Origin of the sequence: Cryobacterium zhongshanensis (genome assembly GCF_022760445.1) — a bacterium.
In the GTDB taxonomy this organism is placed as follows: Bacteria; Actinomycetota; Actinomycetes; order Actinomycetales; family Microbacteriaceae; genus Cryobacterium; species Cryobacterium algoricola.
In genome coordinates this window covers 289,339-300,972 of sequence record NZ_JALGAR010000001.1, presented here as the reverse complement: position 1 = coordinate 300,972, position 11,634 = coordinate 289,339, and the positions used below count along the sequence as shown (strand labels likewise).

Below are 11,634 nucleotides of genomic sequence, written 5' to 3'. Positions count from 1 at the left end.
AGCGCTATGCAACAACTCGCAGAATCTCTTCGATGGAGGTCAGGCCCATGCGGACCTTCTCCCAGCCGTCATCACGGAGGGATATCATTCCCTCCAACCGGGCGGCCCGGCCGATGTCCGCACTCGAGGCGCGGTCGACGGCGAGCCGTTCGATGTTCTCGGAGACCGTCATGACCTCGTGCACGGCGAGCCGGCCTCGGTAACCGGTCTTCGAGCAGTTCTGGCAGCCGATCGGCTGGTAGAGCACCGGCAGCGGCTGGGTCGGGTCGAACCCGAAGCGCAGCTGGTTGAGGCGCTCGACGGTGACCTCGGCGGGGGCCTTGCAGCGGTCGCAGAGGCGGCGGGCGAGGCGCTGGGCGACCACGCAGTCGAGGGCGGAGCCGACGAGGAAGGGCTCGATGCCCATCTCGGTCAGGCGGGTGATCGCGCTCGGCGCGTCGTTGGTGTGCAGGGTCGAGAGCACGAGGTGGCCGGTGAGCGAGGCCTCGATGGCGATCTGGGCGGTCTCGTGGTCGCGGATCTCGCCCAGGAGCACGACGTCAGGGTCGCTGCGGAGGATGGACCGCAGCGCGCTCGCGAACGTGAGCCCCGCCTTCGGATTCACCTGCACCTGGTTGATGTCGGCCATCCGGTACTCGACCGGGTCTTCGACCGTGATCACGTTGATCTCCGGCCGGGCCACCGAGTTCAGGGTGGTGTACAGGGTGGTCGACTTGCCGGACCCGGTCGGGCCGGTGATGAGGATCATCCCGTAGGGCTTGGTGTACGACTTCTTGTAGGCCTCGTAGTTGTGCTCGAGCAGGTTGAGGGCGTGCAGGTCCATCGTCGTCGAGGAGTTGTCAAGGATTCGCATGACGATCTTCTCGCCCCACACCGTGGGCAGGGTCGCGACACGGAGGTCGATCTGCCGGCCGGCGTGGCTGACCGACATCCGGCCGTCCTGCGGCTTCCGCCGCTCGGCGATGTCGATGTCGCTCATGATCTTGAGGCGCGAGATGACGCCGTTCTGAATGCTCTTCGGCGCCCGCTGCATCTCGTGCAGCACCCCGTCGATGCGGTATCGCACCCGCAGGTTGTGCTCGGCGGGCTCGATGTGGATGTCCGACGCCTTGTCCTGGATCGCCTGGCTGACGAGCAGGTTGACGAAGCGCACGATCGGGGCATCGTCGTCGAGGGAGTCGGAGACGCCGAAGGCCGAAGAGGCCTCGACCGTGGCCTGCTCGTCCTCCATCGTGGTGGTGAGGTTGCTGAGCTCGTCGTCGGCGCGGTGGTAGCGGGCGATCGCGGCGAGCAGGTCGTTCTTCTCCGCGACGACGGGGATGACCCGCATCCGCGCGGACTCGCGCACGTCGTCGATCGCGAACACGTTGCCGGGGTCGACCATCGCGAGCACCAGCCGGCCCGCTTCGATCGCGATCGGCAACACCTGATGCCGCCGGGACATCGCCGGGGTGACGAGGGAGACGGCGTGCCGGTCGACGGGGAAGTCGATCAGTTCGACGAAGGCGAGGCCGGCCTGCTCGGCGCGCGCCCTGGCGAACTGGGCCTCGGTGATCACGCCGGAGTCGACGAGGGCGCGCACGGCGCTTTCGTCGGCGGGGTCGCCGGCCATCAGGGTGTCGAGCTTCTCAATCGGCAGTAGTCCGTGCAGGATCAGAATCTCGGTCAGTGAAGCCACGCGATCCTCCCCCGCCGGATGACGCTGCAGAGAACCGCGAGCGCACGCAGCACATCAATCCGCGCCCGGGAAAGTTGGTAACGCCCAACGCTAACCCCGCAATCGGGCCCGGGACAGACCCACGATCAGGGGGTGCGGAGCACTCCGACCGGGGAAACCGTCAGCATCCGGTTGCCCGTGGAGTCGATGACGAGGGACGCGACGTCGTCGCGGCCGGGCGGCAGCAGCCGCGCGGTGAGCCGGCCGGAGTCGAGCAGATCGAGCTGCCCGGCGATGATGCCTGCGACCGCGCCCAGCGCCTCGGGCGGCCGGCCGCCGGAGTCGTCGAGCAGGGTCACGTCGACGCCGCGGAGCCGGGCGGCCCGGGCGGCGGTGATCACGGGCTCGACGAAGAGCGTCCTGGCCCGGATGGCGTCGCGCAGGGTGGCCTCGACGATGAGGCACTCGAAGCGGAGCGGCGGGTCGAGGTCCTCCCCGCCGGCGAGGCGCTCGAGTGTCGGCCTGGCGAGGGCGTTGACGCGGGCGAGTTCCGATTCCCGCTCGGTGAGGGCGGCCACGTCGCTCGCGGCGGCCGCGATCGACACGGCGCGCTCCCGGTTGAGCACGTCGAGGGCGCGGGTCGATCGGGTAAGCCCGACGGCGAAGACCGCACCGGCGAGCAGGGTGGCGGCGTGCCGGATCACGAGGTCGAGGCCGACGGCGACGGTCAGGCCGTTCAGCAGCGCCCAGCCGAGCCCGACGGCGGCGAGCAGGCCGTAGCCGACCCAGGCCGGACCGGGCCGCCCACGGGTAGCGAGCAGGACGAGCAGCAGGGTGACGGCACCGAACGGCCAGTGTGCGAAGGGCTGGGCGGATACCGGGGCGACGGCGGCCGAGGCGAGCGCGGCCCCCGCGGTGGCGAGCAGGATCACGGCGACGGGGGCACGGCGGGGAATCGGGTCGGGGACGACGACCAGGAGCCACGCCGCGGCGACGACGATGAGGAGCAGGCCGGCCGCGGTGAGGGGGCGACCCGCGGCGGGGCCGGGATCGCCGAAGGCGAGTAGCAGGTGGACCGCCGTGAAGACGGCGAGGAGGACCGCCGCGAGGCTCCGAGGCAGGGTGACAAGGAGCGGGACCGGTGCGGGCGTCACTGCTGTTCCCGGGGCTCCGGCGGATCCCTGGAATCCCGGGGCTCCCGGGGCTCCCGGCACGGCCGCCGCTGCGGCCTCCGGCGACCAGGAGACGACGACCTCGGCGCCCGCGCCCGGCCGCGACCAGACCGTGGCAGCCCCTCCCGGGATGCGACGCATCCGGTCGACGATGCTGCGGGCGATGCCGAGACGCTCGGCCGGGACGCTGGCGGGATCGAAGCCGACCCCGTCGTCACGGACGGTGATGCGGATGCCCGCGCCGAACATCCGTGCGGTGACGCTGCGGGTCACCGAGCGGTCACGACCGCCTCCCGCCGCGACGCGGGAATTGCGCAGGGCCTCTCCCACGGCGCCGAGCAGCGCTGTCGCGGCTGCGGCCGTCACGGCGGAGTGTCCGTCGAGATCGGAGCTGACGACGGCGTCCGGAGTGATCTGCGCGGCGAGGGCTTCGAGCCGGAGGGTCAGGTCGGGTCCGGACACGAGCGTGCCCGGGTCGCGGTCCCTGACCGCGTCGAGGCGCACGAGAGTGTTGGCCGAATGCTCGGCGAGCGACGCCGCCGGGATGCCGCCGCGGCCGGCCATCAGCAGGGTGGAGATGACGCTGTCGTGCACGAGCGCGACGATCGCCACGCGCTCGCGGCTGCGCGCCACTCCCGCGGCGGCGACGGCGATGTCCGCCCGGGTGGCGACGGTCGCAGCGTCGACCCGCACGGCGTTGCGCCGGGCCGCCATCATCAGGCCGAGGAAGACACCGACGAGGAGCATTGAGTAGACGGCGTCTTCGAGGCCGACGAGGATCGGCCGGGGATTCGTGGTGGTCGCGGCCCGGACGAGTCCGCTGAGCGTGCACGCGACGACGAGGTACGCCCAGCCGGCACGGTCGCGGGTGGCCACTCCGACGGCGAGGACGGGCACCCCGGTGAAGGTCAGGGCCCAGGGGATGTCCGCTGCGGCCGGAAGAGGGGTGGCCCGGAACACCAGCCAGAACACGAGGATCCCGAGGAACACGACGCCTTCGGCGAGCGCGATGCGGCGCAGCAGGGCAAGGGACGCCCGCCGGGACAGCACCCCGAGCGCGACCGGCAGCCCGAAGACGAGAGCCCAGACCAGGATCGCGGGGATCGGTCGCGGCCCCCAGACCTGGCTGAGGAAGGAACCCAGGCTGAGGAGGCAGAACACCACCGCGGTGGGGCCGATCGACGTGTAGAGCACCCGGGCAAGGCGCTCGGCGGCGGTCAGGCCGGCGAGCGGGCGCCGGGCGCGCCTCACGGCTGGCCGGGGACCGGCAGGATGCCGTCTTCGAGGGCCCGCTTGTACAGGTCGATCTTGGTGTTGGCCGGGCGCCCGACGCGCTGGTACTTCGAGCGCACCCTGCGGATGTAATCGATCACGGTCGCCTCGGCGAGGCCCGTACGGGCGGCGACGAGCGGGGCCTTCGCACCGGCCGCGTAGAGGGAGAGCACCTCGCGTTCCCGCGGGCTGAGCCCGGCGTCGTTGAGCTCGGGGTCGCCGTCGAGGGCGGCCGCCCACTCCGTCGAGGGGATCGGTTCGCCGGAGGCCGCGCGGAGCACCGCGTCGAGCAGCACGGCGGTCGGTTCGGACTTGCGCACCACTCCGAGCACCCCGCTGCGGGCGGCCGTGCGCATCAGCAGGGCGTCGTCGCCCGCGGTGAAGGCGAGGACGGCCGAACCGGCGGCGCGCAGCCGGTCGACGTTGGCGCCGACCTCCGAATCGTCGGACAGCCGCAGGTCGAGGATCACCAGGTCGACCGGGTGGCTGGCGTGCGCGGTCGATTCGAGCAGCTCGGTCACCGACGCGACCGTTGCGACGACCTGGATCTCGGGAAGCGCCCCGAAGAGGGCGGCGAAACCGCGCGCGACGATCTCGTGGTCGTCGATCAAGGCAATGCGATACGTGGGCACGACGACCTTCGGTTGAGCGATAGTGGGGGCGACGGATGCGGTGCCGCCGAGGTTCTTCTGCCACCGGCTCCCCCCGTTCGGGTGCCACCGGAAATGACGGCTTTTCGGCGGTGATGTGCTGGTCTTAGGGTGAAACCGGGGGAACGCGCCGGGGGGCAGGTGGGGCGCTCGCTGTCTCGCCGGGGACGAGGTCTTCTGGAGAGTCGGCTGGGCGCCCCCTCCCTGCATTCATGGCCCGATGGCCGAGCCGCCCGCCGCTCTCCTCGAGGTAGCAGGAGCCGCACAGGGACTCGTAGGTGACGAAGGCCCCGTCGATCGCGACCTGGTCGCCGTCGAAGACGAAGCGTCCGTCGATCTTGCGGCCGTTGAACACGGCCTTGCGCCCGCAGCGGCAGATGGTCTTGAGCTCTTCGAGGCTGTGCGCGATCTCGAGCAGGCGGCGGCTGCCGGGGAACGCGACGGTCTGGAAGTCGGTGCGGATCCCGTAGGCCAGGACGGGGATGTTCTCGAGGATCGCGATCCGGAGCAGGTCGTCGACCTGCGCCTCGGTGAGGAACTGCGCCTCGTCGACGAGCAGGGCGCTGACGTCGAGCCCGTCGCGGGCGACGACCTGCGCGCGGTGCTCCTGGAAGAGGGCGTAGGCATCCGTCTCGGGCGTCAGCAGGAAGTCGACGCCGCGCGTCACGCCGAGACGCGAGAGGATGCCCCGATCGCCCTTCGTGTCGACCGACGGCTTGGCGAGCAGCACGCGATGGCCGCGCTCCTCGTAGTTGTATGCGGCCTGGAGCATGGACGTGCTCTTGCCGCTGTTCATCGCTCCATAGCGAAAGTACAGTTTTGCCACGGTACCTGGAATCCCCCTCTGCGCCACCGGCGCGTTCGTCTGCGCCGGGTCAGTTCAGCGTACTGGGCGGGCGGCTCTCCGGCGTTCGGGGCCGTGTTCCGCGTCGAACTCGAGGGTCACGAGCGGACGACGTCCGGGCGCCCGGCTCGTGGAGACGCGCACCCGCCCGAACACCACGTGCAGCACGCCGAGGTAGGGCCGCAGCAGGGCGCGCACGGCCCGGGCGGGCAGGTCGATGCCGACCTGGATCGTGACCTGGTCGAGCCGGGGGGCGGATGCCGGTGCTCCGACACCCGGGGCGGCCTCGCGCCGGGGCCCGCGGTCCGGAATTGTGCGGAGCGGGGAGGTGCTCAGCGGAATCTCGGACGTCGTGTTGAGGGGTGACCGGGTCAGGGCAGGGCGCGGGGCGCCGGTGCCGCGGAATTCGTCGCCCGCCGTGACCTGCACGACCAGGCTGCAGGGGTCGAAGCCCGGCGCCGAGCAGAGGGCTCCGAGCAGGGCCGCGGTCGCGGCGCGCTGGTCGGTATGGAAGGCGGCGGCGCGGCGGTCGGGATCGGCGACCACGAGCAGCGGGGTGATGCCGCGGGCCAGGAGGGCCGCGCGCTCCCTGGCGATGGCCGCGTCGAGCCAGGTCTTGTCGAGCTCGCGGAGCAACGCCTTGCGCACGTTGGCGGCCAGCACGCCCGCACGGACAATGTCGGCCTTCGTGATCTCGCCGCGGTCGAGGACCTCGGTGAGCAGCGGGAGCACGCCGGCGGCGAGTTCGGTGCGCTGCTGCTCGACGACGGCCCTGACCACACGGGCCCGGGTCTCCTCGGTGCGCTCGATGATCGCGCGGCGGGCATCCGTCTGCCAGGCCAGGAGGGACCCGACGAGTCGCCGGGAATACGCGGCCCCGGCAAGCGCCGGCGCGAGGACCTGGGTGACCGCGACCGTGACGAAGACGAGGGGTGCGACGTCGATGGAGTGGAACGGCGCCTGCACCCAGGTCACGGCGGCGACGACGAGCGCGAGGATCCCGGCGGAGGACGCGATCTGGCGCCACGGCCGGTAGGGAGCGAGGCCGAGCAGGAGGAGGCCGATGGCGACGGGGCCGAAGTCGTCCTGGATCAGGGCGTTGTGGTTCCAGCGCGAGGCTTGCTCGAGCAGGTAGGCGGCGAGGGCGAGCACACCGATGGCGACGTGCGCTGCGCCCCGGAACGGTGCGTTGCTCGGGCGGGAGGCGAGGACGAGCAGGATCGCGGCGAGGGTGACGGCCGTGATCGCGAGGGTGCCCAGGGGCGCGTTCCCGGCCTGGACGGCCTGGTCCGTCTGCGCGATCGTGGCCGCGACCGCCGAGACCGTGACGATCGCGGCGATCGCCGGCGCGAGCGGCCACGCGGCGAGGGCCCCCAGTGGGTCGAGTTGCTGCTGGGTCAGGGAGCTGCGGCTCATAGCGGCCAGCCGATGCCGGCGTCGCTCGCGGTGTCGCCAGGGGGGCCGGCCGATGGGCCGCTTGCGGCGCCGGTTCCCGGTCGTTCGACGGCATCGCCGGGAGGTGCCGGCACCGTCAGAAGCACAGACGTGCCCGCACCCGGCCGGGTCATGATCGTGACAGAGCCGCCGAGGCGCTCGATCCGGCGGCGAACCGCCTGGCGGAGGCCGAGCCGGTCGGCGCCGGTCTCCGATTCCGTGAAGCCGCGACCGGCATCCATCACGATCACGGAAAGATCGTGATCGGTGGATTCGATGACGACCTCAGCGGAGACGATGCCGGCGTGCAGGATGACGTTGATCAGGCACTGCTGCACGGCGAGGCCGAGTTCGCGGTCGGCGACCGCGTCGAGGCGGCCGAGGGCGGCGCGCTCCCCCGTGACCTCGACGACGAGGCCGCGGTCACGGCAGCGTTCGATCGCGGAGTAGACGGCGCTGTCGAGCCAGCCGTCGGGGCCGGAGAGGCGCTCGTCGGAGTCGGTCAGCCAGCTCGTGCCGTGCAGGGTGTCGACGGTCTCACGGATGCCGGCGGCCAGGTGCGGACTGAGCGGCCCGGGGTGGGCGTGCACGAGCGCGACGAGCTGGTTGAGTGTGGTGTCCTGACTGAGGGCGACCGCGCGCACGTCGAGTTCGTGGCGGAGCAGCCGGGACTGGTCCTCCTGGAGCGCCCGGTGCATGGCGAGTTGGACCGGGCGGTGCCTGCGCCGACCGAGACCGCTCACGAGCATCACCCCGACGAGGAAGGCATAGGTCGACACCGTGAACGCGTCGGGGTGATAGGGCACCCCGGTCTCGATGGCGGCGAGGACGGTCACAGTCTCGGCGAGGATGAAGCCGGCCGTTCCCCAGAGCACACCGACGAGGGCACCTGTTCCGACGCCGCCGACCATCACGAGCGCCATTTTCGGCATCGATACGAGGAACACGTCGGAGCTGTGGAAGAGTTCGGGCAGTCCGAGCAGGGTCACGCTGACGATATAGGTGACGACGGAGCCCACCAGAAGGTAGACGACCGAGAGCAGCACCGTACGGTGGCGGGACAGGAGGAAGAGGAGGATCGCCATCGAGAGGATCCCGATCAGGCTCACGCCGATCTGGGCGCTCGGATGGCTGATCCCGAGCACGGCGACCGAGACAAGGGCGCCGACGAGGCAGGTGAGGCCGAACCAGTGCGTGGCCTGGGCCAGGGCGCGCCCGACCGAGGTGCCGACCAGATGGTCGGGGAGGCCTAGGGTCATTGCCGCTCCGTTCTCCGTCGATTATCGCATCCGGCGGAGCCGTTCTGGCGTGAAGGGTCGCGAATCGAGGTTCGCGTGGGCGTTGAACGTCGATCTGCGACACCTCAGCGGAGGGCGGGGTTCAGAACAGGGTCGGGTGCAGCTCAGGCGGAAGCTCACCCGCAATGAGCAGCCGCGGGCCGGGCTCGGGCTGGCCCGGAAACGCGGGGACGGCGGGCACGGGGCGGGCGAGCGCGCGGGAGCGGACGCCGCCGGTGACGGGATCCTCGATCCCGTGCTCGAGCCCGTGCGCCCGGATCAGCGGTTTGATCCGGAGCGCGAGCCATTGCCGGTAGCCCTTGGGCGCGTAGGCGCTACGGCCGTAGAGCTCGTGGTAGCGGGGCACCAGGTCGGGGTGGTCCCGCGCGAGCCACTGCATGAACCAGTCGCGCACTCCGGGCCTCAGGTGCAGCGCGGTGTACATCACGTCGGAGGCTCCGGCGGCCTTCGCCTGGCGGAGGGCATCGTCGAGGTGCGCCCGGGTGTCGGTGAGGAACGGCAGGATCGGCATCATGAAGACGGAGCAGCGCAGGCCGCGCTCCCTGATGGCGGTCACGGTGGCGAGGCGCGCCGCCGTGGATGGCGTGCCCGGCTCGACCGCGGACTGCAGCTCGTCGTCGTAGATCGCGATCGAGAGGGCGAGGTCGACGGGTACGAGCGTGCTCGCCTCGACGAGCAGGTCGAGGTCGCGCCGGATCAGGGTGCCTTTGGTCAGGATCGAGAGCGGGGTTCCGGAATCGGCGAGCGCGGCGATCACGCCCGGCATCAGTCGGTAGCGGCCCTCTGCGCGCTGATACGGATCGGTGTTGGTGCCGAGCGCGACGGCGTTGCGCTCCCAGGCGGGCCGGGCGAGCTCCTTGCGGAGCACCTCGGCGACGTTGACCTTCACGATGATCTCGTTGTCGAAGTCCTTGCCGGCGTCGAGGTCGAGGTAGGTGTGCGTGTTGCGAGCGAAACAGTTGTGGCTGATGACCCCGTTCGCGATGAAATCGCCGGTCCCGGTCGTGATGTCGATCATGTCCATCGTGGTCTCCAGGTCCTCCACGGACACGACCTGGAGCAGCGCCGCGGACTTCACGGCGGCACCGGCAATGGACAGCTTCCGGTCGATCGCGGGCCCCACGAGCCCGAAACCCATGAGTTTGTTGTTGTCGGTCAGGTAGGGACGTTGGCCGTCCCCGCGCATGGCGCGGGTGACGTACTTCCAACCCCGTTCGGTGAGGAAGCGATGGTCTCCGCTGGCGACGAGTTCGGTTCCGTCAGCGAGGGTGACGCGGTAGCCGCGCTTCCGGGTATCCCACGAAGCGAGCACTGTGGTCTGCACATACCGCCGGTAGGCGCCGACGGTCTCCGTGCCCATGATCGCATCGCCAACCCTCACCTCCCAGAGCGGCTTCTGCCGCCCGTCCGCCATCAGGATGAGCGTTTCCGGGCTCAGGCAGTAGGCGCAGGCATGCGAGCAGCCTCGGTAGGGGTTGATGGTCCAGCCGAAGGGCATGGCGCTCTGGCCCGGCACCCGGTTGAGCGCGGACTTGGCCAGGATCTCGTGGAAGGTGATCCCCGCGAACTCGGGGGTGCGCACGCTCCGCACCAGGTTGTTCAGCCGAGCAAGGCCGGGAAGGGCGCCCGCCTGTTCCGTCGTGAGTTCCTGCCCGCTCCACCGCATACCCACATTCGAACACACGTTCGATACTTGCGCAAGGGTGTCGCAGCATCCGCCCTCAGCGAATCGACGGAGATCGTGCCCAAAACGGGCCGAAACTGCCCGCTCGCGTGCCCGAAACCCACAAGCTCCGTCGAATTCGTCAGGGGTTGGTGAGGTGCAGGGTCGCGGCGGTCGCGGCGAGGGACGCCGCGGCGCGGGCGGGGTCGTCGGACAGGGTCGTGCCGAGGCTCGGGATCAGCTCGCGGAGCCGCGGCTCCCAGGCGGGGTACCGCTCGGGGAAGCAGCGCTGGAGCAGGTCGACCATGATCGGTGCCGCGGTCGAGGCACCGGGGGAAGCCCCGAGCAGCCCGGCGATGCTGCCATCGGCCGAGGTGATGACCTCGGTGCCGAATTGCAGCACGCCGCCTTCCTTCGGATCCTTCTTCATCACCTGCACGCGCTGGCCCGCGGTGATGAGCTCCCAGTCGGACATCTTGGCCGTCGGCATGAATTCCTGCAGGGCCTTGAGCTTGGCGGTGCGGGAGGCGAAGACCTCGCCGAAGAGGTACTTCATCAGGCCGACGTTGTGCCGGGCGACGGCGAGCATCGGGCCGATGTTGTGCCCGCGGACGGAGAAGGGGAGGTCGAACCAGGTGCTCGACTTGAGGAACTTGGGCGTGAATCCCGCGAAGGGTCCGAAGAGAAGCGAGGCCTCCCCCTCCACGTGGCGGGTGTCGAGGTGCGGGACCGACATCGGCGGGGCACCGACGGCAGCCTTGCCGTAGACCTTGGCCTGGTGCTGGGCGACGACTGCGGGGTTGGTCGTGCGCAGGAACTGACCGCTGATCGGGAAGCCGCCGAAGCCACGTGCCTCGGGGATGCCGCTCTGCTGCAGGAGGGCGAGCGCGCCGCCGCCGGCACCCACGAACACGAAGCGGGCCTTCACCATGCTGGGGTGTCCGCCGACGAGGCGCCGGAGGTTCAGGCGCCAGGTGCCGTCCGTCAGCTTCTTCAGGCCGGTGACCTGCTGGTTGACGTGGACGCCGACGCCCTTGGCCGCAAGGTCGTCGAAGAGGTAGCGGGTGAGCGCGCCGAAGTCGACGTCGGTGCCGGACGCGATCCGGGTCGCGGCGATGCGCTGGTTCTTCGGGCGGTTCTTCGTGATCAGCGGGGTCCAGGTGCCGATGACGGCCGGGTCCTCGCTGTACTCCATCCCGTGGAAGAGAGGCTGGTCCTTGAGCACGGCGAAGCGTTTGCGCAGGTACTCGACGTTGGACTTGCCGTGCACGAACGTCATGTGCGGCGTCGAGTTGATGAACTTCGTCGGCTCGGGCAGCACTCCGTCGATGACCAGGGACGACCAGAGCTGGCGGCTGATCTGGAACTGCTCGTTGATGCTCACCGCCTTGTCTGCGGTGACGCTCCCGTCGCTTGCCTGCGGCATGTAGTTGAGCTCGCACAGGGCCGCATGACCGGTCCCCGCGTTGTTCCAGGGATTCGAGCTCTCCTGGGCGACCTCGCCGAGGCGCTCATAGACCTCGATGCTCCAGTCCGGCTGCACCTGTTTGATCAAGGTGCCCAGAGTGGCGCTCATGACGCCGCCCCCTATAAGTACGACATCGACCTGCGCCATTGGATTCACACGTTCGAGTGTAACGCCGC

Annotated in this window: 8 protein-coding genes; all 8 read right to left on the bottom strand. The window is 70.4% G+C overall.

The window, feature by feature from the left end; all coding sequences use genetic code 11:
- Positions 1 to 4: 4 nt before the first annotated feature.
- Positions 5 to 1,678: a GspE/PulE family protein gene (locus MQH31_RS01330; protein WP_243010646.1), complete on the bottom strand. Its 1,674-nt coding sequence runs from the start codon at positions 1,676 to 1,678 to the stop codon at positions 5 to 7.
- Between the two features lie 125 nt (positions 1,679 to 1,803).
- Positions 1,804 to 4,080 carry a DUF8320 family protein gene (locus MQH31_RS01325; RefSeq protein ID WP_243010645.1) on the bottom strand — a complete coding sequence of 759 codons (2,277 nt, stop codon included), beginning with the start codon at positions 4,078 to 4,080 and terminating at the stop codon, positions 1,804 to 1,806.
- Positions 4,077 to 4,733 (bottom strand): response regulator transcription factor, encoded by a 657-nt coding sequence (locus MQH31_RS01320; protein ID WP_243010644.1) that lies wholly within the window; start codon positions 4,731 to 4,733, stop codon positions 4,077 to 4,079. The genes MQH31_RS01325 and MQH31_RS01320 overlap by 4 nt, the downstream gene beginning before the upstream one ends.
- Before the next feature lie 124 nt (positions 4,734 to 4,857).
- Entirely contained in the window at positions 4,858 to 5,577 is a 720-nt protein-coding gene (locus tag MQH31_RS01315; protein WP_243010643.1) for a thymidine kinase, read from the bottom strand.
- A gap of 54 nt (positions 5,578 to 5,631) precedes the next feature.
- Positions 5,632 to 7,011 carry a hypothetical protein gene (locus MQH31_RS01310; RefSeq protein ID WP_243010642.1) on the bottom strand — a complete coding sequence of 460 codons (1,380 nt, stop codon included), beginning with the start codon at positions 7,009 to 7,011 and terminating at the stop codon, positions 5,632 to 5,634.
- Positions 7,008 to 8,288 carry a sensor histidine kinase gene (locus MQH31_RS01305; protein ID WP_243010641.1) on the bottom strand — a complete coding sequence of 427 codons (1,281 nt, stop codon included), beginning with the start codon at positions 8,286 to 8,288 and terminating at the stop codon, positions 7,008 to 7,010. The genes MQH31_RS01310 and MQH31_RS01305 overlap by 4 nt, the downstream gene beginning before the upstream one ends.
- Before the next feature lie 121 nt (positions 8,289 to 8,409).
- Positions 8,410 to 9,993 carry an Rv2578c family radical SAM protein gene (locus tag MQH31_RS01300; protein ID WP_243010640.1) on the bottom strand — a complete coding sequence of 528 codons (1,584 nt, stop codon included), beginning with the start codon at positions 9,991 to 9,993 and terminating at the stop codon, positions 8,410 to 8,412.
- A 139-nt stretch (positions 9,994 to 10,132) separates the two neighbouring features.
- Positions 10,133 to 11,605, bottom strand: a complete 1,473-nt coding sequence (locus tag MQH31_RS01295) for a malate:quinone oxidoreductase (RefSeq protein ID WP_134534849.1) — start codon at positions 11,603 to 11,605, stop codon at positions 10,133 to 10,135.
- Between the last annotated feature and the right edge of the window lie 29 nt (positions 11,606 to 11,634).